This is a genomic window from Cupriavidus sp. CuC1, from assembly GCF_044627735.1.
GTDB classification, from domain to species: Bacteria; Pseudomonadota; Gammaproteobacteria; order Burkholderiales; family Burkholderiaceae; genus Cupriavidus; species Cupriavidus ulmosensis.
The window spans coordinates 63,747-86,343 of record NZ_JBIUHC010000016.1; the positions used below are offsets into that span (position 1 = coordinate 63,747).

19 protein-coding genes are annotated in these 22,597 nt (G+C 67.4%); 15 read left to right on the forward strand and 4 right to left on the reverse strand.

Annotated elements, in window-relative coordinates; genetic code table 11:
* Positions 1-5 precede the first annotated feature (5 nt).
* Positions 6-1,250, reverse strand: a complete 1,245-nt coding sequence (locus tag ACGLHR_RS09790) for an AI-2E family transporter (protein WP_400093513.1) — start codon at positions 1,248-1,250, stop codon at positions 6-8.
* Positions 1,251-1,555: 305 nt separating this feature from the next.
* On the opposite strand from ACGLHR_RS09790, the gene ACGLHR_RS09795 reads away from it, so the two are divergent.
* Entirely contained in the window at positions 1,556-2,467 is a 912-nt protein-coding gene (locus ACGLHR_RS09795) for a YihY/virulence factor BrkB family protein (protein ID WP_400093514.1), read from the forward strand.
* A 27-nt stretch (positions 2,468-2,494) separates the two neighbouring features.
* On the opposite strand, the gene ACGLHR_RS09800 is transcribed toward ACGLHR_RS09795, so the two are convergent.
* A complete protein-coding gene (locus ACGLHR_RS09800) occupies positions 2,495-3,250 on the reverse strand; it encodes a sulfite exporter TauE/SafE family protein (RefSeq protein ID WP_318232701.1) in 756 nt (251 codons plus the stop codon).
* Positions 3,251-3,344: 94 nt separating this feature from the next.
* Positions 3,345-4,328, reverse strand: a complete 984-nt coding sequence (locus tag ACGLHR_RS09805; RefSeq protein WP_400093516.1) for a LysR substrate-binding domain-containing protein — start codon at positions 4,326-4,328, stop codon at positions 3,345-3,347.
* A gap of 160 nt (positions 4,329-4,488) precedes the next feature.
* On the opposite strand from ACGLHR_RS09805, the gene ACGLHR_RS09810 reads away from it, so the two are divergent.
* From ACGLHR_RS09810 to ACGLHR_RS09840, 7 genes are all read left to right on the forward strand, one after another.
* Positions 4,489-5,844, forward strand: a complete 1,356-nt coding sequence (locus ACGLHR_RS09810) for a D-serine ammonia-lyase (RefSeq protein ID WP_400093517.1) — start codon at positions 4,489-4,491, stop codon at positions 5,842-5,844.
* Between the two features lie 53 nt (positions 5,845-5,897).
* A complete protein-coding gene (locus tag ACGLHR_RS09815) occupies positions 5,898-6,878 on the forward strand; it encodes a tripartite tricarboxylate transporter substrate binding protein (protein WP_318232704.1) in 981 nt (326 codons plus the stop codon).
* 135 nt (positions 6,879-7,013) lie between these two features.
* Entirely contained in the window at positions 7,014-8,192 is a 1,179-nt protein-coding gene (locus tag ACGLHR_RS09820; RefSeq protein WP_400093519.1) for a DSD1 family PLP-dependent enzyme, read from the forward strand.
* An 87-nt stretch (positions 8,193-8,279) separates the two neighbouring features.
* Positions 8,280-9,809 (forward strand): amidase, encoded by a 1,530-nt coding sequence (locus ACGLHR_RS09825; RefSeq protein WP_400093521.1) that lies wholly within the window; start codon positions 8,280-8,282, stop codon positions 9,807-9,809.
* 342 nt (positions 9,810-10,151) lie between these two features.
* Positions 10,152-11,606, forward strand: coding sequence for a cytochrome ubiquinol oxidase subunit I (locus ACGLHR_RS09830; protein WP_400093523.1), 1,455 nt, complete (start codon positions 10,152-10,154; stop codon positions 11,604-11,606).
* A gap of 5 nt (positions 11,607-11,611) precedes the next feature.
* Positions 11,612-12,619: a cytochrome d ubiquinol oxidase subunit II gene (gene cydB, locus ACGLHR_RS09835; protein ID WP_400093524.1), complete on the forward strand. Its 1,008-nt coding sequence runs from the start codon at positions 11,612-11,614 to the stop codon at positions 12,617-12,619.
* A complete protein-coding gene (locus ACGLHR_RS09840) occupies positions 12,619-12,783 on the forward strand; it encodes a DUF2474 domain-containing protein (protein WP_318232709.1) in 165 nt (54 codons plus the stop codon). The genes cydB and ACGLHR_RS09840 overlap by 1 nt, the downstream gene beginning before the upstream one ends.
* 135 nt (positions 12,784-12,918) lie before the next feature.
* Here the strand turns inward: ACGLHR_RS09840 and ACGLHR_RS09845 are convergent, their stop codons facing one another.
* Positions 12,919-13,683 carry an SDR family NAD(P)-dependent oxidoreductase gene (locus ACGLHR_RS09845; protein ID WP_400093525.1) on the reverse strand — a complete coding sequence of 255 codons (765 nt, stop codon included), beginning with the start codon at positions 13,681-13,683 and terminating at the stop codon, positions 12,919-12,921.
* A 156-nt stretch (positions 13,684-13,839) separates the two neighbouring features.
* On the opposite strand from ACGLHR_RS09845, the gene ACGLHR_RS09850 reads away from it, so the two are divergent.
* The 7 genes from ACGLHR_RS09850 (at position 13,840) to ACGLHR_RS09880 (ending at position 22,496) form a co-directional block, all read left to right on the forward strand.
* Entirely contained in the window at positions 13,840-14,436 is a 597-nt protein-coding gene (locus ACGLHR_RS09850; RefSeq protein ID WP_400093526.1) for a TetR/AcrR family transcriptional regulator, read from the forward strand.
* Positions 14,437-14,492: 56 nt separating this feature from the next.
* The gene (locus ACGLHR_RS09855; protein WP_318232712.1) at positions 14,493-15,809 is read left to right on the forward strand and encodes an MFS transporter; all 1,317 of its coding nucleotides are present in this window, start codon (positions 14,493-14,495) and stop codon (positions 15,807-15,809) included.
* A 377-nt stretch (positions 15,810-16,186) separates the two neighbouring features.
* Positions 16,187-18,208 carry a hypothetical protein gene (locus ACGLHR_RS09860; RefSeq protein ID WP_400093527.1) on the forward strand — a complete coding sequence of 674 codons (2,022 nt, stop codon included), beginning with the start codon at positions 16,187-16,189 and terminating at the stop codon, positions 18,206-18,208.
* A 30-nt stretch (positions 18,209-18,238) separates the two neighbouring features.
* Positions 18,239-18,406, forward strand: a complete 168-nt coding sequence (locus ACGLHR_RS09865) for a hypothetical protein (RefSeq protein WP_400093528.1) — start codon at positions 18,239-18,241, stop codon at positions 18,404-18,406.
* Positions 18,407-18,485: 79 nt separating this feature from the next.
* Positions 18,486-20,636, forward strand: a complete 2,151-nt coding sequence (locus ACGLHR_RS09870) for a phosphocholine-specific phospholipase C (protein ID WP_400093530.1) — start codon at positions 18,486-18,488, stop codon at positions 20,634-20,636.
* Positions 20,637-20,784: 148 nt separating this feature from the next.
* On the forward strand, positions 20,785-21,654 hold the full coding sequence (locus tag ACGLHR_RS09875; RefSeq protein WP_318232716.1) for a LysR substrate-binding domain-containing protein: 870 nt from the start codon (positions 20,785-20,787) through the stop codon (positions 21,652-21,654).
* A 137-nt stretch (positions 21,655-21,791) separates the two neighbouring features.
* Positions 21,792-22,496, forward strand: coding sequence for an HAD family hydrolase (locus ACGLHR_RS09880; protein ID WP_400093531.1), 705 nt, complete (start codon positions 21,792-21,794; stop codon positions 22,494-22,496).
* Positions 22,497-22,597: the final 101 nt, after the last annotated feature.

Here is a 22,597-nt window from a genome sequence, read left to right on the forward strand (position 1 = left end):
CACCCTCACTCGCCCAGAAACTCCGCCAGCACTTCCAGCCCCTCCACATGGTCCGCCACCACTTTGGCGATCACGGCAATGGGAATGGCCAGCAGCACGCCCCAGGTGCCCCATAGCCAGGTGAAGAGCAGCAGCACGACGAACACCGCGACGGCGTTCATCTTGGCCATGCGCCCCGTCATCCAGGTGGTCACCAGCGCGCCGATCAGCGTGGCGACCAGCAACGAGCCGCCTGCCGCCATTGCCGCCAGGGCAAAGTCGCCCGACTGCATGAAGGCAGCCAGGCCGATGCAAACGGCAATGAGCACCGCGCCGAAGTAAGGCACCAGGTGCAAGGCGGCAGCGGCCAGGGCCCAGGTGCCGGCGTTGTCCACGTGCAGCCATTTCAGCAGGAACCAGGTCAACAAGCCAACCATCGCGTTGGTGACCAGCAGCATCACCATGTAACGCTGGATCTGCCGGTTGATTTCATCGAGCATGTGCACGCTGATCTTCTTCTGCGACAGCGTGGTACCCGCCATCTTGATAAACTTGCGCTTGAACATGTCGCCGGACACCAGCATGAAGAAGGCGAGGAACAACACCACCGCCACCTGGCCGGCGACGGCAAAGACGCCCACGGAACCGGCCAGCAGGATATTGTTGAGCGAATCCCCGGCGCGCTCCACCACGATCCGGGAGCCGCGCACGGGCGGCCCTTGCCCGGTGCCGCTCAGTACCGTGGCGGCGCGCCGGATCTTTTGCACCATCGAGTCGTCTCCGCTGAGCAAGGCGCCTACGGAGCGCGACAGCTTGGTGGCCACTTCCGGCAAACGGTCGATCAGGCCGGCTACCTGATCCTGCAGCAGGTAGGCACAGCAGACCACGCCGGCCAGCAACGCCAGCAGCACCAGCGAGGCGCCGAGCACGCGCGGGATGCGGCGGCCGCACAGCACCGTGACCAGCGGATCGAGCATATAGGCAACGACCACCGCCAGCACCACGGGGATCACGAAAGCGCTAGCCAGGTGCAGCGTGTAGAGCGAAGCGAGCACCGCGAGGATGGTCAGTGCCAGTTCGCCGCGCCTGCCCGGGTCGGGAACGGTTGCGGCCGCGGCCGGCTGGGCCGCCGGAGCGCCCGCAGCTACGGCTTCAGGCGCCGGCGGCTGGCTGGCTGAGGGCGCTTTTCGGCCTTCGCCGACGCCACCAATGGCATCCGCGGGGACAGACGACTGGCTGGCCGCAGCGGGGCCGGCGTTCAGATCAGCCATGGGATTGCGGTTCCTGTCGTGATGGTCGCGTGATGGTCGTGTGAGTGCCGCGTGGGTGCCGGCGAGGGAAGCATATGCGCGCAGCGCGCGCCATGCTTCATGCAAGCATAGCCTTGCCTGCCTGCATTTCTGTCGGAGAATGACGCAAGCCTGTGTAGGACAACCACGGCTTGCCGCGCGGCTCGCGATGCACCACATTGAGAGAACACGGATGCGCCGTGAAAGGGACTTCCCGACCCGCAACGCGTCGTGGCCCGCACTTTCTCCCGCCGTCCCTGCAATGACGAACTGACCCATCCTCTGCCATGCAGATACTCGATGCGCGCGCCCGACTGGTGCTGAGGCACCCATGGCGCTTCGTGCTGCGCACTCTCCGGCATTTCCGTGCCAACCAGGGCTTGCTGCTGGCTGGGGCCGTGGCGTACTACGCCTTGCTGTCGATCGTGCCGCTGCTGATCCTGATGGTGATCGCGCTGTCCCATGTGATCGAGCCGGAGTTGCTACTGGCCACCTTGTCGCGCTACCTGGAGTGGCTGGTGCCGGGGCAATCCCGCGCGCTGGTCGGCGAACTGGCCAACTTCCTGGCAAACCGCGGGGTGATCGGCTGGGTGCTGCTGGTGAGCATGATCTTTTTCAGCTCGCTGGCGTTCACGGTGCTGGAGAACGCCATGTCGGTGATCTTTGTGCACCGGGTGGCGATACGCCGCCGGCACTTCCTGGTGTCGGCGGTGCTGCCGTACTGCTATATCGTCGTGCTCAGCATCGGACTGTTGCTGGTCACGGTGGTCTCGGGCAGCCTGCAGGCGTTTGGCGAGCGGCATGTGGAAGTGCTGGGGCATGACCTGTCGCTGGACCGGATCTCCGGCACCCTGCTCTACCTGCTCGGGCTGGCGGGGGAGATCCTGCTGTTGACCTCCATCTACCTGGTGATGCCGGTGGGCCGGCTGTCGCTGCGCCATGCGCTGATCGGCGCGGTGAGCGCCGCGCTGCTGTGGGAGATCTCGCGCCACTTGCTGGTCTGGTACTTCGCCACGCTGTCGCAGGTGAGCGTGGTGTATGGGTCGCTGACCACCGCGATCGTCGTGCTGCTGAGCCTGGAGATTGCCGCCACCTTGCTGCTGCTCGGGGCGCAGGTGATCGCGGAGTTCGAGCGCAGCAGCGTCGATGCGCCGGTGCAGGCTGAGGCGGAAACGCAGACTGAGACCTTTCACACCTGAGCCGCACCGCGCGCAGGCTAAGGACTATCAGTGCAACGTCCCCAGCAGCTTCGGCAGCGAGGCAGACAGCAGTGCCACGCCGGATGCGGTCAGCAGGCTCAGCACGATCCTGCGAAATGCGATGTCACTGATGCCGATGTACAGCCGCGCGCCCAGGATGCTGGGCACCAGCATGGCCGGCCCCACCACCAGGAACATGGGCAGCATGTCGCGCGTGACGATGCCGGTGCCGACATAGGTGGCCATGGTCACGGCCAACGTGGCCAGGTTGAAGTTCTGGATGATGGCGCGCTGCTCGTCCCTGGGCAGCCCGCGCAGGGTGCACCACAGCGTGGGGATGACGCCGGTAAAGCCGCCGATGCCACCCATGATGCCGCCGGCCGCACCGATCACGCCGTCGGCCACGCGTCCGCCGGCCCGGATATGCGGCAGTTGCCTGGACATCAGCATGAGCGGGCACCAGATGACCAGCAGCCCGCCCAGGCAAGCCTTGAACACGCTGGGGTTGAGCGCCGGCAGGATCGCCACGCCAATAGGAATGCCCAGGATGCCGCCGGCCACGAAGGGCAGCAACTGCCGAGGCGAAAAGCTGCGCCGCACCGTCACCGCCGCCACCACCTGCCCGGTCAGCGAGCCGAACACGGCCATCGTCGCGGCCAGGCGCGGCTCCACCGTCCAGACCCAGAAGGACATGGCCACCATGCCGAAGGCAAACCCGGACAAGCCTTGCACGAAGCCGGCCACGATGGCGCCCAGCGCCAGGATCAGGACAGGAAATTCCATCGGTAACGCGAATGCCCGAAAGCCACGCTATGCCGCGCTATACCACGCCATACCGCGCGAAAGCCGCAAACTATGCCGGGGATTGAACGGTTTGTCACCTTCCGGCGGCCTTCACGCCGCGTGCCTGCACGTCGAGCACCTTGGCCCGTGCCGCGTCGAAGCGCGCGCCCTCGGCCGCCAGCCAGTCCTCCACCATGGCGATATGCGGCGTCTGCCCATGCGCGCAGACGAAGAAATAAGACGCCTGCGAGCGCGCATGGATGCCGAACAGGTCGACCAGGCGGCCGGCCTCGATATCTTCCAGCACCAGCGCCGAGCGCCCCATCGCGACCCCTTGCCCGGCCAGCGCAGCGCCCACGGCCAGCTGCGACAGGTTGAAGCGCTGCCCCGCGTCCAGTTCGCCCACGTCCGCCTCCACCCCCGCCGCCTGCAGCCAGTGGCGCCATTCCTCGAACGCTTGCGCGCCGTCCCACGGGCTCACATCGTGCAGCAGCCAGGCGCCCTTCAGGTCCTTGGGCGTGCGCAAACCGGGATGTGCGGCCAGGAAGGCGGGGCTCGCCACCGGCAGCAGCCATTCGTCCAGGAACAGCCGGGCCTTGAGGTCGTCATAGCCGCCCAGGTCGAAGCGCACGGCCGCGTCGATGCCATCACGCACCATCCGGGTGCAGTCCAGCGCGTGGAATTCGCCGTAGACGCGCAGCCCCACCTCGGGGTGATCACGGAAAAAATCGCCCAGCCGCGGGGTCAGCCAGCGCATGGCAAACGATGGTGCGCAGCTCAGCGCAATGGGGCCGGCTTCGCGCGGCTTGCGTAGCTGGGTGAGCGTGCTTTCGATGGCCTGAAAGGATTCGCGCAGCACAAAGCGCAACCGCTCGCCTTCGGGCGTCAGCACCAGTGCGCGCGGTGTGCGCAGGAACAAGGGCCGGTCCAGCCACTGCTCCAGCTGCTTCACCTGCTGGCTGACCGCGCCCTGTGTCACGCACAGTTCCGTGGCCGCGTGGGTGAAGTTGCAATGGCGCGCCGACGCCTCGAAGCATCGCAGCCAGCTCAGCAAGGAGGACGATAACAAGGTACTCATAAGTGGCCGCCGATACCCATATCCACCCCCAGATTGCCATTAGTCACACTAATGCCCCGCTAAATATAAATGGATTGCCAGCTGTGCCGTGCGGGCCAACAATGCAGACACCCTGGAACCCGCAGCAGCCTATCCTTTTCCGATGAACCAGCCTTCTGCCATGAACGCATCACCCGCCGCCAACCCGGAAAATGCAGCAGCATTGCGCGCCAGCCTGGCGGCAGCCACGCCGTTGCTCTGGTGCAATCCGGCGCGCGCCGGCACGCCCCCACCCGCCCAGGCCGCTGGCGAGCGCAGCATTAGTCTAGCTGATATCGAGGCCGCACAGGCGCGCTTTGCCCGCTTTGCCCCGCTGCTGCCGGCGCTGTTTCCCGAGTTGGCCGAGACGCATGGCGTCATCGAGTCGCCCCTGGTGGCCGTGCCGTCCATGCAGGCGGCCCTTGGGCTGGCGCAGAGCCAGGGCCGGCTCTGGGTCAAGGCCGACCACAGCCTGCCGGTCGCGGGCTCCATCAAGGCGCGCGGCGGCATCCACGAGGTGCTGGAATTTGCCGAGAGCCTGGCGCTGCGCCACGGCCTGCTCGGCCCCGGCCGCAACGGGCCGGCGCATTACCTGGCACTGAGGGAGCCCGCGGCCCGCGCCTTGTTCGCGCGCTACCAGGTGGCGGTGGGCTCCACCGGCAACCTTGGCCTGAGCATTGGCGTGATGGCCTCGGCGCTGGGTTTTCGCGCGGCCGTGCATATGTCGTCGGATGCCAAGGCATGGAAGAAGGCGCGGCTGCGCAACCGTGGCGTGGAGGTGGTGGAGCACGCCGGCGACTACGAGGAAGCCGTTGCCGCCGGCCGCCGCCAGGCGCAGCGCGACGAGTTCACCTACTTTGTGGACGACGAGCGCTCGCTGTCGCTGCTGCTGGGCTATAGCGCCGCGGCGCTGCACCTGCGCCAGCAACTCGCCGCCCATGGGATCCACGTCGATGCCGCGCACCCGCTCTTCGTCTACCTGCCTTGCGGCGTGGGCGGCGCGCCGGCCGGCATCACCTTCGGCATGCGGCAACTGTTCGGGCCGCACGTGCACTGCGTGTTTGCCGAGCCGACCCAGTCGCCCTGCTTCCTGGTGCAGATGATGGCAGGCGTTGGCAATCCGTCCGTCTATGACTATGGCCTGAGCAACCGCACGGAGGCCGATGGGCTAGCCGTGCCGCGCGCCTCAGAGCTGGCCGCTGCCGTCATGCGCCCGCTGCTGTCCGGCGTGTTCACGGTGGCGGACGATACCTTGTTCGAACACCTGGCCCTGGCATGGCGCACGGAACGACTGCGCATCGAGCCCTCGGCTGCTGCCGGCTTCAGCGGGCCGCGCATGCTGTGCGAAAGCGCGGCGGGGCGCGATTACCTGGCCCGTCACCAGCTCGAAGCCGCCATGCCGCAAGCCACGCACCTGGTATGGACCACCGGCGGGCTGTTCGTGCCGCAGGCGGAGTACCAAGGCTTTCTGGACAAGGCGGCGGCGCGCGCAATCTGATCCGCTCACCGCTTTCAGCCATCCCCCTCATCGTCGAACGCAGGAGAGTCAGCATGAAACCCGTCCACACCTTCAAGCTTGCATGCCTGGCCGCCTGTTGCCTGGCGGTGCCTGCCGGCAGTGCGCTGGCCCAGGCCTACCCCACGCACCCGATCCAGATGGTGATCCCCTTCCCGCCCGGCGGCGCCACCGATGTCATTGGCCGGCTGCTGGCGAAGAAGCTCGGCGACCACCTGGGCCAGACCGTGGTGATCGACAACCGGCCGGGCGCCGGCACCATTGTGGGCGCCGGCATGGTGGCCAAGGCCGCGCCGGATGGCTATACGCTGCTGGTCAGCTCGGGCACCACGTTCACGGTCAATCCGGCGATCCATCCCAAGCTGCCCTACGACCCGCTCAAAAGCTTCGAGCCGATCGGGCTGACCGGGCGCACCGGCCTGATCCTGCTGGCCAACCGCGATGTGCCCATCAACAACCTCAAGCAGCTCGCCGCGGCGGTGAAGGCTACGCCCGGCAAGTTCTCCTACGGCTCGTTCGGCACGGGCACCACCGCGCAGTTCGCCGGCGAGATGCTGCTGAACGATCTCGGCATCAAGATGCTGCACGTGCCCTACCGTGGCAGCTCGCCGGCCATGACCGACCTGATCGGCGGCCAGATCCCGTTCTCGGTGGATACCGTCTCGGCGGCCGTGCCGCAGATCCGCGCCGGCAAGGTCAAGGCCATCGCGGTCACCACCGCCAAGCGTTCGTCCCTGCTGCCCGACGTGCCCACCGTGGCGGAAAGCGGGTACCCGGGTACGGATATGGATACCTGGCTGGCCGTGGTAGCACCGCGCGGCCTGCCGCCCGAGGTGAAGGCCAAGCTGGAAAAGGCGCTGGCCGAGACCATGGCCGATCCGGACACGCGCAAGAAGCTGCTGGACAATGGCTTCGAACCGTCCTACGGCACGGGCGCGGAGGTGACCGCGCTGATCACCAAGGAGCTGCCGCGCATGCGCGCCATTGCGCAGCGCGCCAATATCACGGCGGACTGAACGCAGGCAAACGGCCCGAGGCGGGCCTGGTTTGACAGCGCCCGCCTCCAGCCCACATCATCGCAAGCACAGCCGCCCCCGAGGCGGCGCCATGCCATCCAGAACGATCCGAGACAACCCGAGACAGTCCGACACATGACGCTCCCTGATTCCACTTCAGCCACCCTGCGGCTCGGCGCCTGTGCCGTCGTCGGCCAACCCGCCGCCGCCATCGACACGCCGGCGCTGATGCTCGACCTCGACGCCTTCGAGCGCAACCTGGCGCAGATGCAGCAAGCCGCCGACAAGGCGGGCATGCAACTGCGCCCGCATGCCAAGGCGCACAAGTGCCCGGAGATTGCACTGGCGCAGATCGCGCGCGGCGCGGTCGGCATCTGCTGCCAGAAGGTCAGCGAGGCGCTGCCGTTCGTGCAGGCCGGGGTCAAGGACATCCATATCAGCAACGAGATTGCCGGTGCGGCCAAGGCCGCGCTGCTGGCCCGCCTGGCGCTGCATGCACGGATGAGCGTTTGCGTGGATGATGCGCGACAGGTCGACGCGCTGGCAGCGGCCGCCGGGCAAGCCCGCAGCCGCATTGGCGTGTTCGTGGAAATCGACGTGGGCCAGGGACGCTGCGGCGTGGCCGACGCGGCTGCCGCGCTGCGCCTGGTTCAAGCCATCGGCGCGCACCAGCAACTCGAGTTCCGCGGCTTGCAGGCGTATCACGGCGGCATCCAGCACGTGCGCGACTACGCTGCGCGCCGGCAGGCAGCGGCCGATGCCGCGGCGCGTACCGCCGCCATCGTCGCCGAACTGGCCGAGGCTGGCGTGGCTTGTGCCACGGTGACCGGCGGCGGCAGCGGCAGCGTGGAGTTCGACCTGCGCAGCGGCGTCTATACGGAAATCCAGCCCGGCTCCTATGTCTTCATGGACGCCGACTACGGCCGCAACGAATACAGCGGCGCGCTGCGCTTCGAGCACAGTTTGTTTATCGCCACCACCGTGATGAGCGTGGCGGCGGCAACGCAGCCTTCGCCTCGCGTCGTGCTGGATGCGGGCCTGAAATCGATGGCGGTGGACTCCGGCCTGCCGCTGGTGTGGGGCGCCCACGGCCAGGACCGCGCGCTGGCCTATGTGGCGGCCAACGACGAGCACGGCATTGTCGAGCCGCTCCCCGGAACCGGCGCGGCCGGCCTGCCGGACCTCGGCAGCCAGGTGCTGCTGGTGCCGGGCCATTGCGACCCCACCCTCAACCTGTACGACGAGATCGTGGGGGTGCGCGGGCAGGCCGTGGCCTGCCTGTGGCCGGTGTCGGCGCGCGGGCTGAGCCGCTAGCCGCGCGATGTAGCCAATCCGACTGCAATGGCGCCTCGCCTGCCATGCCGGCGCGCCGCTTTCACCACAATGCCAGAGAATTTCACCATGACCCAGACCGATAACCTGCTAGCCCAATCCGCCGTGGCGCTGCGCCGCATGATCGGCAGCAAGGAGATCTCGCCCGTCGAATTGCTGGAGGCGTGCATCGCCCGCATCGAGGCGGTCAACCCCTTCATCAACGCCATCACCGCCACCTGCTATGACCGCGCCCGCGAAGAAGCCCGCGCGGCCGAGCGCGCCGTGCTCGACGGCGCGCCGCTGGGCCTGCTGCACGGCCTGCCGCTGGGCGTGAAGGACCTGGAAGCCACGGCAGGCCTGCTCACCACCTACGGCTCGCCTCTGTACCGCGACAACGTGCCCAGCGCCGACAACGTGCTGGTAGCCCGCCTGCGCGCGGCCGGCGCCATCGTCACCGGCAAGACCAACATCCCGGAGATGGGCGCGGGCGCCAATTCTCGCAACGCGGTGTGGGGCGCCACCGGCAACCCCTTCAACCCCAACCTGAACGCAGGGGGATCCTCGGGCGGCTCCGCTGCCGCGCTGGCGACCGACATGCTGCCGGTCTGCACCGGCTCGGACACCGGCGGCTCGTTGCGCATCCCCGCCGCCAAATGCGGCGTGGTGGGCTTCCGCCCGTCGCCCGGCGTCGTGCCCAGCTCGCGCAAGCTGCTGGGCTGGACGCCAATCTCCGTGGTCGGCCCGATGGGCCGCACCGTGGCCGATGCCTGCCTGCAGCTGGCGGCCTCGGCCGGCGTGTCGGCCAGCGACCCGCTCACCTATGCGCTCGACCCGATGTCGTTCCTGCTGCCGGCCAATGTCGACCTGGGCACGCTGCGGGTGGGCTGGACCGAGGATTTCGGCGTGTGCGCGGTCGACAACCAGATCCGGCAGGTCTTTCGCGACAAGATCGCCGCCATGCGGCACCTGTTCCGCCGTTGCGACGAAATCCAGTTCGACCTGGGCGAGGCGCACCGCTGCTTCGACGTGCTGCGCGCCGAGAGCTTTGTCGCCGGCATGCACGAGGCCTACCAGCGCGATCCGCAGAGCCTGGGCCCGAACACGCGCGCCAACTACGAGATGGGCGCGGCCATGTCGCTGAGCGACAGCGCCTGGGCGCAGGCCGAGCAGACCCGCATCCTGGGCCGCTTCCAGGCCGCCTTTGAAGACTATGACGTGATCCTGTCGCCGACCACGCCGGTCTCGCCGTTCCCCTGGACCAGCCTCTACGCCGAGACCATCAACGGCGAAAAGCAGGAGAACTACTACCGCTGGCTGGCCCCCACCTATGTGGTCACGCTGACCACCCACCCCGCCATCAGCCTGCCCTGCGGCCTGGACCATGCCGGCATGCCGTTCGGCCTGCAGGTGGTGGGACGCTTCCGCGCCGATCACCACACGCTGGGCGTGGCGCATGCCATGGAGCAAGCCTTTGCGGGGTCGGAGGCGCTGCGCCGGCCGCTGCCGCGCCTGGATCAGTTGCGCGCGGCCCAGCCTGGGCTGAAGTCCATCGTCACCGCGCCGCCGGCGCTGGGTGGCAAGGCGCCGGGGCAGGCGTCGTCGGTGTCTGCGGTCTAGCCACCAACGTCCGGCCGACAAAACTGATACGGTCTTTTTGTCGGCGGTTGCTTCTGTTATCTTCCGCCTCCTGCCGGTAGCATGGTGTCCATGGCATGCGCCCGGCGCGAAACGCACACAATGCGAATCGCCCGACCGGGCCGCCGTGCCCAATCTTCCGGCAATGCTCATGGACATCCCCGCTTCAACCCTGCCCGCCCGGTCAAGTTCTGCCACGGCTGGCGTACACCGCCACCTGCCGGCACCGCCACTTCCCCAAAAAAAAGAGCCGCCCAATACGCTCGCACAGTGGTCTAATCTGATGACCTGCGCCACAGCGACGCGCATCCCGGAGGTCACGACATGTTTGGTTTGAGCGCGCTCGACCTGGCACGGATCCAGTTCGGCTTCACGATTTCCTTCCATATCATTTTCCCGGCCATCACCATCGGCATGGCGAGCTACCTGGCCGTGCTGGAAGGTTGCTGGTTGCGCACGCAAAACACGGTATACCGCGACCTTTATCACTTCTGGTCCAAGATCTTTGCCGTCAACTTCGGCATGGGCGTGGTGTCGGGGCTGGTCATGGCGTACCAGTTCGGCACCAACTGGAGCTTCTTCTCGGACTTCGCCGGCAGCGTGACCGGCCCCTTGCTGGCCTACGAGGTGCTGACCGCGTTCTTCCTGGAGGCCGGCTTCCTGGGCGTGATGCTGTTCGGCTGGAGCCGGGTCGGCCCCGGCCTGCATTTCTTCGCCACGTTGATGGTGGCGCTAGGCACGCTGATCTCGGCCACGTGGATCCTGGCCTCCAATAGCTGGATGCAAACCCCGCAGGGCTTCGAGATCGTCGATGGCCGCGTGGTGCCGGTGGACTGGCTGGCTGTCATCCTCAACCCGTCGTTCCCGTACCGCCTCGTGCATATGAGCGTGGCGGCCTTCCTCGCCACCGCGCTGTTCGTGGGCGCCTCCGCCGCCTGGCACCTGCTGCGCCGGCGCGACAACCCGGCCATCCGCAAGATGCTGTCGATGGCGATGTGGATGCTGCTGATCGTGGCGCCGATCCAGGCCGTCATTGGCGACATGCATGGCATCAACACGCTCAAGCACCAGCCGGCCAAGATCGCCGCGCTTGAAGGCCACTGGGAAAATCGCGGCGACGAGGCGCTGCCGCTGATCGTGTTCGGCTGGCCCGACATGGCGCGCGAGGAAACCCGCTTCGCGGTGGAAATTCCGCGCCTGGGCAGCCTCATCCTCACCCATAGCCTCGATGGCCAGATCCAGGGCCTGAAGGAGTTCGCGCCGGAAGACCGCCCGAACTCCACCATCATCTTCTGGAGCTTTCGCGTGATGGTGGGGCTGGGCACGCTGATGATCCTGCTCGGCCTCTGGAGCCTGCTGCTGCGCCGGGGCGGCAAGCTGTTCCACTCACGCGCGTTCCTGCGCATGGCGCTATGGATGGGCCCGACCGGGCTGGTCGCGATCCTGGCCGGCTGGTTCACCACCGAGATCGGGCGCCAGCCGTGGGTGGTCTACGGCGTAATGCGCACCGCCGACGCGGTCTCGCCGCACGGCGTGCCTGAGCTGGCGTTCTCGCTTGCGCTCTTCGTGGTGGCTTATTTCTTCGTCTTCGGCGTGGGCATCGCCTACATGATGCGGCTGGTACGCAAGGGCCCGGTCGAGCATGAGGGCGATCCGGAACCCGACGGCGGCCACGCCGTGGAGGGCACGCCCGCGAGGCCATTGTCCGCCGTGGACGATCCCGGCGACGTACCGAATGCGGTCGCCTCCGCTAACCGCCTGGCCGACAGCAGGAGCTGATCATCATGGGCATCGACCTCTCTCTGATCTGGGCCGTCATCATCTTCTTTGGCGTGATGATGTACGTGGTGATGGACGGTTTCGACCTGGGCATCGGCATGCTGTATCCCTTCGTGCCGGACCGTCATGACCGCGACGTGATGATGAACACGGTGGCCCCCGTGTGGGACGGCAACGAGACCTGGCTGGTGCTGGGCGGCGCTGGCCTGCTGGCCGCGTTTCCGCTGGCCTACTCGGTGGTGCTCAGCGCGCTCTACCTGCCGCTGATCCTCATGCTGCTGGGGCTGATCTTTCGCGGCGTGGCGTTCGAGTTCCGCTTCAAGGCCAATGACCGCGAGCGCCACGTATGGGACAAGGCGTTTATCTGCGGCTCGCTGGTGGCGGCGTTCTTCCAGGGCGTTTCGCTGGGCGCATACATCGACGGCATCAAGGTGACCGGGCGCACCTTTTCGGGCGGGCCGCTGGACTGGCTGCAGCCCTTCCCGCTGTTCTGCGGCGTTGGCGTGGTGGTGGCATACGCCGTGCTGGGCAGCACCTGGCTGATCGTGAAAACCGAGGGCAAGCTGCATGAGCGCATGCTGGAACTCACCGGCAAGCTGGCCTGGGTGCTGCTGGCGGTGATCCTGGCGATCAGCATCTGGACGCCGCTGTCGCAGCCGCGCATCGCCGAGCGCTGGTTCAGCCTGCCCAACCTTTTCTGGTTCTCTCCAGTGCCGCTGCTGGTGGCGTTTGCCATGTACCGGCTGATCCGCTCCTTGCAGCAGCATGCGCACCTCGCGCCGTTCATGTACACGCTGGCGCTGGTGTTCCTGGGCTATAGCGGGCTGGCGATCAGTGTGTGGCCGAATATCGTGCCGCCGGATATCTCGATCTGGGCCGCGTCCTCGCCGCCGCAGAGCCAGGGCTTTGCGCTGGTGGGCGCGCTGTTCATCATTCCCTTCATCCTGATGTACACGGTGTGGGCGTATTACGTGTTCCGGGGCAAGGTGAAACGTGGTGAGGGGTATCACTGATGGCTGCGACGGAACACCGCCGGCGCCCCTCCGATGATCCGCCCAGGCCGTGGCTGAAGCGGGTCGGCTGGATGGTACTGATCTGGGTGGCCAGCGTGGCCGCGCTAGGTGTCGCGGCGCTGGCGCTGCGCTTGCTGATGCGGCTGGCCGGCATGCATAGCTGAGAGGCTGGCCGGGCGCGGGCGAGCTCGAGGTGATCTCATTTTTCTTTACTTTACATTTTGTTTGTCCCGCAAAGGGCAGCAGGGCGGGAAGGCCATTGACCCCCCCCTACCCCTACCCCTACCCCTGCCCCTGCCTTACGCCGACAAACCACCATCCACGCCGATGCTCTGGCCGTGGATAAACCGCCCGGCGGGCGACGCCAGCAACACCGCCAGCCCCGCCACATCCTTCGCCTCGCCAATCCGCCGCATCGGAATCGCGGCGGCCAGGCGCGCCTCCTGTTCCGGGTTACCCCATAGCGCCTCTCGCGAGAATTCCGTGCGCACCGGCCCGGGGTTGATCGCATTCACGTTGATCCCCTTCGGCCCGAGTTCCAGCGCCAGGCTGCGCACCGCGCCATCTGTCGCGGCCTTGGTGATGCTGTACATGCCGAGCATGGCAGAGCCGCGCTTGGCGGCGATGCTCGACATGAAGATGACCGCGCCATCTCCACGCTCGATCATCTGCGGCGCCAGCGCATTGACCAGCACGAGGTTGCCCCGCACATTGCCCGCCATGGCCTGCTCGAACACCTCCGGGCCCTGGCTCAGCAACGAGCCAGCCGTGCCGCTGCCCGCCGCGTTCAGCACCAGCGCGTCCACGCGGCCGTAGGCGTCCAAAGCTTGCCTGGCAAACGCCTGGATGCTCTCCACGTTGCCGATATCGCAAGCGATGCCCTTGGCCTCGAAGCCCTCGCCTTCGAGCGCGGCGGCAACCGCCTCGGAAGTGGCCTGGTCACGGCCGGAAACCACGAGAGCGGCGCCGGAGGCGCCCAGCGCACGGGCCATTTCCAGGCCCATGCCCTTGGTGGAGCCGGTGAGGACGGCAACGCGGCCGGTGAGATCGAACAAGTTCTGCATGACTGATTCTCCTGAAGAGAGCGGAAAGATGGGCAACGCCACCTGCATCGGTGATGCTTTAGCGCCGCCCGCTTAAATGATGCTCAACATCTATTGAATAAATTATGGCTGTCATCTAAAATCCGGTCAAGCAAAGTTTCAGCAAGAGAGTCCGATATGGCGCGCGCATCACGAGAGCAGGCAGACAAGCACAGGGAAGCCATCGAGCAGGCCTCCTCCAGGCTGTTCCGCGAACGCGGCCTGAACGGCGTGAGCGTGGCAGAGCTGATGGCCGGCGCCGGCCTCACGCACGGCGGCTTCTATGGGCACTTCTCGTCCAAAGACGCACTGGCCGCGCTGGCAAGCAAGCGCGCCTTCGAGGAATCCGCGAGGCGCTGGTCGCGCCGCATCGAGCGCGCCGAAGGCGACAAGCGGGCGATGCGCGCCAGCCTGGTGGAGCCCTACCTCACCGCCGAGCATTGCAGCAGCCCCGGCGACGGCTGCGCGGCGGCGGCACTCGCCGGCGACGTTGCCCGCGAGCCGGCGGACAAGCCAGTGCGCCAGGTCTACATCGACGGCTTCAAGGTCATGGTGGAGGACTGGATGAAGACGGTCGAGCACGCCGACCCGGCCGAGCGCCGCAAGCTGGCGCTGGGGCAACTGGCCACGCTGGTGGGCGCCATGACGCTGGCACGGGCCACCGAGGGCGATGCCCTTTCCGAAGACATCCTGGCCGCGGCGCGCGACATGCTGCTGGGCCCGAATTCGCAGTAACAAGAACGGCCGACGACGCCCCACGACAAACCAACGCCCCCCCCGGAACTCCACCCATGTTCGCTCAAGCGCTTTCCAGCCGACTCGATCGGCGCGGCATCCACTACGCGTGGCTGATCGCCGCCATCACCTTCTGCGTGATGCTGACCACCTCGGCCGCGCTCGGCCTGCCCGGCGCCTTTCTCAAGCCGCTGACGCGCGAGATGGGCTGGGACACCGACCAGATCTCATCCATCCTCGCGTTTCGCTTTGCGCTGTTCGGCCTGATGGCCCCGTTCTCGGCGATCCTGATGGAGCGTTTCGGCGTGCGCAACGTGGTGTGGGCCGCGCTGGCGCTGATTGCCGGCGGCATGGCGCTGGCCACCGTGGCCACCGAGCTGTGGCAGTTGTTCATTGCCTGGGGCCTGATGCTCGGCGTCGGCTCCGGCCTGACCGCGCTGGTGCTCGCGGCCGTGGTCGCCAGCCGCTGGTTCAGCGCGCGCCGCGGGCTGGTGATCGGCATCCTGACCGCCAGCTCGGCAACCGGCCAGCTGGCGTTCCTGCCCGTGGCCGCCTGGCTGATCGAGCATATGGGCTGGCGCACCGCCGTGCTGCCGGTACTGCTCGCATGCGCATTGCTGGCCGTGCTGGTGTTCTGCTTCATGCGCAACCGCCCCGCCGACGTGGGCCTGGCTGCGTTTGGCGAGGTGCCCGTGCACGTTCACGCCGCACCGGCACCGCCCAGCGCACCCGCGCCGCTGACCCTGCGCGGCCCCTTCGTGGTGTTGCGCGACGCCGCCCGCAACCAGACCTTCTGGATCCTGGCCGGCACCTTCTTTATCTGCGGGCTGAGCACCAATGGCTTGATCCAGACGCACTTCATCTCGCTGTGCGCGGACTTCGGCATGGCCGCCGTGCCGGCCGCCGGCGCGCTGGCGATGATGGGCGCGTTCGACTTCGTCGGCACCATTCTCTCGGGCTGGCTCTCGGACCGCTATGACTGCCGCAAGCTGCTGTTCTGGTACTACGGCCTGCGCGGCCTGTCGCTGTTCTGGCTGCCGCACTCCACCTTCACGCTGTACGGCTTGTCCATCTTTGCCATGTTCTATGGCCTGGACTGGATCGCCACGGTGCCGCCCACGGTCAAGCTGGCGGGCTCGGTGTTCGGCAAGGAGCGCGCGCCAATGGTGTTCGGCTGGATCTTTGCCGCCCACCAGGTCGGTGCCGCCACCGCCGCGTTTGGCGCGGGCCTGACGCGCACCCTGCTACTGACCTACACCCCGGCGCTGTACGCCGCCGGCGCGGCGTGCGTGGCGGCTGCGCTGCTGGCGTTGATGGTCCGTCGCCCGAGCACTCAGGCCAGCGCCACGGCCCCGCAAGCGGCCAAGGCCTGACGTCCGCGGCGCTCGCCGCCGCTGCGTTGCCCCCGTCACCATGGCCAGGGCAACGCAGCACGCTTGATCCCCGCCATACTCCTCGCTTCCTCCTGGTTTCCCCCGCAGCTTCCTCGCCTTTCGTCGTCTTCCGCGGTCATTCCTGAAGCCGCGTAATCCTCGCATTCTTCGTCCGCCAGCCTGCCATCCCGGCAGGGCATATGCCTTTCGCGTGCCTGTCCCATCAAGAATGCAAATAGGCGCATCAGCATTCTTTGCCTCCCTGTCACCCGCATGACAACCCCTTTTCTTACTCTGCCAACGCGTCACGGGGAGCGTGATCGGACGCGCCGCCGGAGCGGCGCGCCGCTTTGGACAACAGAAAAGAGGAACCGGATATGGCATGGAATCAGCGGGCACGCATGGCATGTGGCCTGGCCCTGGCGGGCACGGTAGCGGCATGCGGCGGTGGCGGCAGCGACTCGCCGGCAGTGGTTGCCCCCGATCAGAACAACACGGGCGGCAGCGCCGTTACCAGCAAGAAAGTGATGCTCGTCGGCGTGGATGGGGCGACCTATAGCCAGTTGCAGAACGGCATCGCCCAGGGCACGTTGCCCAACCTGGCCACGCTCTCGATCACGCCGGCGTCGACCGGCGGCAAGCTCGGCACCACCACCGAGCAGGTTCCGCTTGCCGGCCCGAGCTGGGCCACGGTCCTCGCCGGCAACTGGGCGAACCGCCACGGTGTCAGCGACGACGTAGCCGCGGCCGCCGGCCTGCGCACGCCGAGCCTGTTCCAGTACTTGCGCGCCAGCGCCGGCTCGAGCCGGCTGCGCCGCGGCGTCGCTACCAGCGCGCCCGTGCTGCCGGCATTGCTCAAGGCTGACGTGGCCGCGGGCAATCTCGATTCGATGCGCGACTGTACCGCTGACGACAACTGCGTGACGCAAGAAGGCGTGAAGCTGGTGCAGTCCGGCTACGACGTGGTCTTCACCCAGTTCAGCGCACCCGACCGGGCCGCAGCCGCCCAAGGCTTCCAGAACGGCGGCTACTACGCCACCGCGCTGTCCGGCTTCGACCAGGCGCTCGGCAAGCTGCTGGCCGCCGTGCAGGCGCGCCGCCAGGCCAACGCCGGCGAAGACTGGCTGGTAGCCGTGACCACCAGCCACGGCCTGGACGCAACCGGCTCGACCACCACGCTGCCGACGGTGCAAAACCGCACCACCTTCATCGCGCTCAACAAGCCCTTCAACGCGGCGGTGGCCAGCAACCTGCCGGCGGCGCCCACCACGGCAGATACCTTGGCAGCACTGCCGACCGAGGCCGACCTGCTGCCGACCGTGCTCGCGTACGTGGGCGTGGCCCTGCCCGCCGCCGCGTACCAGATCGACGGCTCGGCCCTGACCGGCAATGCGGGCGTGCGCGCCATGCAGTCGGTGGTGGGCAGCACCAACACCTCGGTGGTGCTGTCATGGCAAAACCCCACCACCGCCACCGGCGACATGACGCTGCTGCGCGACGGCGTGCAAATCGCCACGCTGCCGAGCGGCACGTCCACCTATGAGGACAAGACGATCACCGCGCCCGCCAGCGGCGTGTACCGCTTCAACTACACGCTGGTGCGCAACAGCATGCCCACCTCGCTGCTGGCGCAGATCAACTACGTCAAGCCGATCGTGCTGGCCGACACGCTGCGCAACAACCTCGCGGCCTACTACAGCTTCGAGACCCTGCCGGCGGTGGACACCAAAGGCACCACCACCATCGGCCCGTGGGTAGCCGGCACCGACGGCGGCTCGCTTGGCAGCGACAACTTCGGCGGCAAGTCGCTGAAGGTCAACTCGGTGATCGATGCCTACCAGCTCACGCAGAGCGGCGCCGATATCGCGCTCAGCCCGCAGTTCACCATCGGCTTCTGGTTCAGGTCCGACTGCAACCAGGGCAATGGCACGGGCGAGCCGATCCTGTCGAACAAGAACTATGTCTCGGGCGCCAACCCGGGCATTGCCCTTGGCCTGTTCAGCAGCTGCGAGATCCGCTTCAACATGGGCAGTGGTTCCGGCAAGCGCGATGACATCCAGGGCATGAAGTTCAGCGCCAACCAGTGGGCCTACGTGGCCTTGTCGGTCAACGCCACGGCCAAGACCTTCAGCGCCTACATCATCGACCCGGTGCTCGGCCTGCAGAAGACCGAGAACAAGGCCATCGCCAACACCGACGTGACCAAGCTCAATGGCCTGGCCACCAAGGTCTGGGGCATCAACGACGATGCCACGCATGCCTATGTGCCGAACAACTCCGGCGCGCTCAAGGGCGTGATGGAGTTCAACGACCTGGCCATGTGGACGCGCCAGCTCAGCCTGGCCGAACTGCAGACCATCGCCGGCTCGCGCCAGCCGCTGTCCACGCTCAACCCCTGATACCCACTTCCCCCGAGAGCAAACGTGACCATGAAGCCTTCGATCTCTTTCTTCGCGCGGCCGGGCTGGCTGGCGGCACTGGCGCTGTGCGCCACGCTGGCGGCCTGCGGCGGCGACTCCAACGACAGCAAGCCCGCCGATCCGGCGCAGCCCGGGCAGCCGCCCGCAGTCACGCCGCAGTTGCGCTGCGCGCCATAACGAACAGTCGCTAACAGTAGCGCACCGCAGGGCATGCCCAACGCCCCGCACGAACCGGACAGTCCAGCAAAAAACCAAGATGAGCCTTCACAGCAGACGCAAATTCCTCAAGATGGCCGGCGGCAGCGCTGCCGCCACCGCGGCGCTCGCCGCCTTCCCGCCGTCGATCCGCCGCGCGCTGGCGATTCCCGCCAACAACGCCACCGGCACCATCCGCGATGTGGAGCACGTGGTGATCCTGATGCAGGAAAACCGCTCCTTCGACAATTACTTCGGCACGCTGCAGGGCGTGCGCGGCTTTAGCGATCGCTTTACGATCCCGCTGGCCGGCGGCCTCAACGTCTGGCAGCAGACCTTCACCAACCGCATCGTGCAGCCGTACCACCTCGACAGCAGCGCCGGCAATGCGCAGCGCGTCAGCGGCACGCCGCACAGCTACCCCGATGCGCAGAACGCGTGGGACCTGGGTCGCATGAGCAAGTGGCCGATTGCCAAGCAGACGCAGTCGATGGGCTACTACACCGAGGCCGAGCTGGACTTCCAGTTCGCACTCGCCAATGCCTTCACGCTATGCGACGCCTACCACTGCGGCTTCCATGGCGGCACCAACACCAACCGCCTGTTCCACTGGACCGGCACCAACGACCCCACCGGCGCCAACGGCGGCCCCGTGATCGACAACAGCGGCGACTCCATGGGCGCCTCCACCAGCGGCTACCGCTGGACCACCTATCCGGAACGCCTGCAGGCGGCCGGCGTGAGCTGGAAGCTGTACCAGAACATGCCGGACAACTTCACCGATAATCCGCTGGCCGGCTTCGTGCAGTACCGCAAGGCCAACGAGGCGCGAGGCAATACGTCCAACGGCAGCCCCTACCCGGCCTACACCATTGCCGACGACGTCATCAACCCGCTCATCAAGGGCATCGGCAACACCATGCCGGACGGCGGCTTCCTGCAAGCGCTGAAGGATGACATCGCGGCCGGCAGCCTGCCGCAGGTCTCGTGGATCGTGGCGCCGGCCACCTACTCCGAGCACCCGGGGCCGTCCAGCCCGGTGCAAGGTGCCTGGTACACGCAGGAAGTGCTCAATGCGCTGACGGCCAATCCGGACGTCTGGAGCAAGACCGTGCTCCTGATCAACTTCGACGAGAACGACGGCTTCTTCGACCATGTGCCGCCGCCGTGCGCGCCGGCCTATGACGGCGGCGTGCTCGCCGGCAAGTCCACCGTCGCCACCGACGGCGAATACCACACCGACATGCATCCCTATGGCCCCGGCCCGCGCGTGCCGATGTACGTGGTCTCGCCGTGGAGCCGCGGCGGCTGGGTCAACTCCCAGGTGTTCGACCACACCTCGGTGCTGCGTTTCCTGGAGGCACGCTTTGGCGTCGCCGAGACCAATATCAGCCCGTACCGCCGCGCCATCTGCGGCGACATGCTGTCGGCGTTCAACTTTGTCAGCCCGAACAGCGCGGCCCTGCCTGTGATCCCCAATCGCACCAAGGCCGCTGCCGACACCGTGCGCACGGCGCAGGAGGGCAAGGCACAGGTAGCGCTGCCGACCGTCGCCTTCCAGACCGCCAACCCCGCCGCCCAGCCTGCGGGCACGCGGCCGTCGCGCGCGCTGCCTTACGAGCTGCACGTGAGCGGGCGCGAGGATCCGGGCGCCAAGGCCATGTGGCTACTGTTGAGCAACACCGGCACGGCCGCCGCGGTCTTCCACGTGTACGACCGCCTGCACCTGGACCGCGTGCCGCGCCGCTATGCGGTCGAGCCGGGCAAGCAGGTCAACGATAGCTGGGACGTCTTCACCGCTGACAACGGCAAGTACGACCTTTGGGTGCTGGGCCCGAACGGCTTCCATCGCGGCTTCCAGGGCGACGTCAGCACCGTGACGGCAGCCGGCGGCACCGCGCCGGAAATCCGGGTGTGCTACGACATCGCCAATGCCGCGGTCTACCTGACCATGATCAATACCGGCAGCAACGCCTGCACCTTCACCGTCACGCCCGCCGCCTATCGCGCCGACGGCCCCTGGACCTTCGACATCCCGGCTGGCAAGCAGCTCGACCAGCACTGGCCCTTGGGCCTGCAGGGCAACTGGTACGACTTCGTCGTGACCACCACCCAGGGCAGCTTCCGGCGCCGCTTTGCCGGCCGGCTGGAGACGGGCGCCGACTCGGTCTCGGACCCCGCCCAGGGCAAGCCCGCCCGGGCCGTGCCCTGAACGCGGCCCGGGCCGCGCTCGCCGGCCCGGGCTTGCCTGCTATCCCTGCTTCTTCGCCGCGCCGCCGCGTCCGTGGCCGCGCGGCGAGGAACTGTCATAAATCGCCGCTAGACTGGCGCGCTTGCGTAATCCCCACGGAAATCCCCCCATGCTCGGCGACCTGCTGACGACGTTCTATGAAGTGGCACGGCAGGGCAGCATCACCACTGCCGCCAAGCAGCTGCGCGTAAGCCAGCCCACGGTCACCGGCCGCATCCGCCAGCTGGAAGAGAACTATGGCGTGGAGCTGTTCTACCGGCGCGCTGGCCGGGTCGACCTGAGCGACGTCGGCGTGGCCCTGATGCCGGTGGTGGAGCAGTTGATGCAGCACGAAGGCAGCGCGGACTTCCTGCTGCGCAATGCCGGCAACCTGCATCTCGGCCATCTGCGCATCGGCGCTACCGGGCCCTATTACATCCTGAGGAGCGTGGCCGCGTTTCGCGAGCGCTATCCCGCCATCGAGATCAGCATCGATATCGGCAACTCGCAGCAGATGCTGGATGCGCTGATCGAATACCGCATCGACGTGGCGGTGTCGTCGCACGCCGTCGATGACGATCGCCTGGCCCGCATCACCCTGGCCTCCGACCCGATGGTGCTGGTGGTCAACCCCGCCCACCCGCTGGCGCGAGCGCCCAGCGTCAGCCTGGCGCAGCTGGCAACCTGCCACCTGCTGATCCGCGAGCACGGCTCGATGACCCGCAAGGCCACCGAGACCGCGCTGGACGACGCCGGCCTGCCGTTGCCGGCCAGCACCGTGATCGGCAGCCGCGAAGCCATCTACGAAGCCATCCGCCAGGGGCTAGGCGCGAGCGTGGTGCCGCTGGGCGAAGTGCCGCGCGACCCGGCGCTGTGCGTGGTGCCGTTTGCCTGCCAGCCGCCAGTGCTGCACGAATACCTCTATTGCCTGCAGGGCCGCACGCATACGCGCCTGATCGGCGCCTTCCTGGAATGCCTCGCGCCGCGCAAGGCGGCGTAGGCGGTATCTGCAACGCCGACAACGCCGGCAACGCCAGCAAAAATCCCTGATAGCCGTATCGGGATTCTTGCGCCGCGCTTCATCCGTGGGTCATTGCCGGTGGGCATCCTTGCCGCTTTTCCGACCGGAGACGGCGCATGTCCTGCCTTGCCTTGTTTGACCTCGACCACACCTTGCTACCGCTGGATAGCGAATATGAATGGGCACGCTACCTGGTGCAGGCCGGCGCGGCGGATGCCGGCGAAGTCGAGGCCAACAACGCGCTGTGGCTGGCAGAATACACCGCCGGGCGCCTGGACTTCTACCGCCATGCCGGCTTTGCCCTGGGCCTGCTGGCGCGCCATCCGCGCGCGCGGCTGGAGACCTTGCGCAGCGGCTTCATGCGCGACGTGATCGCGCCGGCCATCCGCCCCGAGGCGCGCGCGCTGCTGGCCACGCACCAGGACGCCGGCGATCTTTGCTGCATCGTCACCGCCACCTGCCGCTTCGTCACCGAGCCGATCGCCGAGGCACTGGGCGTGGCGCACCTGCTGGCGGTAGAGGCCGGGCGCGACGGTTCGGGCAATTTCACTGGCGCGGTCGAAGGCGTGCCGAGCTTCGGGGCCGGCAAGATCGCGCGCGTGGCGCAGTGGCTGGAATCGCTCGGCATGGCTTGGGAGCAGTTCGAGCGCACCGTGTTCTATAGCGACTCGCGCAACGATATTCCGCTGCTCGAAGCCGTGAGCCACCCCGTGGCCATCAACCCGGATGCCGCGCTGCGCGCACTGGCGGACACGCGCGGCTGGCCGCTGCTGATGCTGTTTGCTTCGGCCGAGCCGGCGCCGGCGCTGACCACGGCCTGACGTCCGGCGCCAGTCATGGGGCTTTCACAAAACTGGGGGACGATGGCGGGCACGCTTTTGTAACCTGACCGGCCGCCAGCGCCTATATTGACGTTGACGAC

Excerpts from the sequence above, each read along its gene's own strand:
- ACGLHR_RS09790 (WP_400093513.1), bottom strand. The coding sequence starts at position 1,250 with ATGGCTGATCTGAACGCCGGCCCCGCTGCGGCCAGCCAGTCGTCTGTC.
- ACGLHR_RS09795 (WP_400093514.1), top strand. The coding sequence starts at position 1,556 with ATGCAGATACTCGATGCGCGCGCCCGACTGGTGCTGAGGCACCCATGG.
- ACGLHR_RS09800 (WP_318232701.1), bottom strand. The coding sequence starts at position 3,250 with ATGGAATTTCCTGTCCTGATCCTGGCGCTGGGCGCCATCGTGGCCGGC.
- ACGLHR_RS09805 (WP_400093516.1), bottom strand. The coding sequence starts at position 4,328 with ATGAGTACCTTGTTATCGTCCTCCTTGCTGAGCTGGCTGCGATGCTTC.
- ACGLHR_RS09810 (WP_400093517.1), top strand. The coding sequence starts at position 4,489 with ATGAACGCATCACCCGCCGCCAACCCGGAAAATGCAGCAGCATTGCGC.
- ACGLHR_RS09815 (WP_318232704.1), top strand. The coding sequence starts at position 5,898 with ATGAAACCCGTCCACACCTTCAAGCTTGCATGCCTGGCCGCCTGTTGC.
- ACGLHR_RS09820 (WP_400093519.1), top strand. The coding sequence starts at position 7,014 with ATGACGCTCCCTGATTCCACTTCAGCCACCCTGCGGCTCGGCGCCTGT.
- ACGLHR_RS09825 (WP_400093521.1), top strand. The coding sequence starts at position 8,280 with ATGACCCAGACCGATAACCTGCTAGCCCAATCCGCCGTGGCGCTGCGC.
- ACGLHR_RS09830 (WP_400093523.1), top strand. The coding sequence starts at position 10,152 with ATGTTTGGTTTGAGCGCGCTCGACCTGGCACGGATCCAGTTCGGCTTC.
- cydB (WP_400093524.1), top strand. The coding sequence starts at position 11,612 with ATGGGCATCGACCTCTCTCTGATCTGGGCCGTCATCATCTTCTTTGGC.
- ACGLHR_RS09840 (WP_318232709.1), top strand. The coding sequence starts at position 12,619 with ATGGCTGCGACGGAACACCGCCGGCGCCCCTCCGATGATCCGCCCAGG.
- ACGLHR_RS09845 (WP_400093525.1), bottom strand. The coding sequence starts at position 13,683 with ATGCAGAACTTGTTCGATCTCACCGGCCGCGTTGCCGTCCTCACCGGC.
- ACGLHR_RS09850 (WP_400093526.1), top strand. The coding sequence starts at position 13,840 with ATGGCGCGCGCATCACGAGAGCAGGCAGACAAGCACAGGGAAGCCATC.
- ACGLHR_RS09855 (WP_318232712.1), top strand. The coding sequence starts at position 14,493 with ATGTTCGCTCAAGCGCTTTCCAGCCGACTCGATCGGCGCGGCATCCAC.
- ACGLHR_RS09860 (WP_400093527.1), top strand. The coding sequence starts at position 16,187 with ATGGCATGGAATCAGCGGGCACGCATGGCATGTGGCCTGGCCCTGGCG.
- ACGLHR_RS09865 (WP_400093528.1), top strand. The coding sequence starts at position 18,239 with ATGAAGCCTTCGATCTCTTTCTTCGCGCGGCCGGGCTGGCTGGCGGCA.
- ACGLHR_RS09870 (WP_400093530.1), top strand. The coding sequence starts at position 18,486 with ATGAGCCTTCACAGCAGACGCAAATTCCTCAAGATGGCCGGCGGCAGC.
- ACGLHR_RS09875 (WP_318232716.1), top strand. The coding sequence starts at position 20,785 with ATGCTCGGCGACCTGCTGACGACGTTCTATGAAGTGGCACGGCAGGGC.
- ACGLHR_RS09880 (WP_400093531.1), top strand. The coding sequence starts at position 21,792 with ATGTCCTGCCTTGCCTTGTTTGACCTCGACCACACCTTGCTACCGCTG.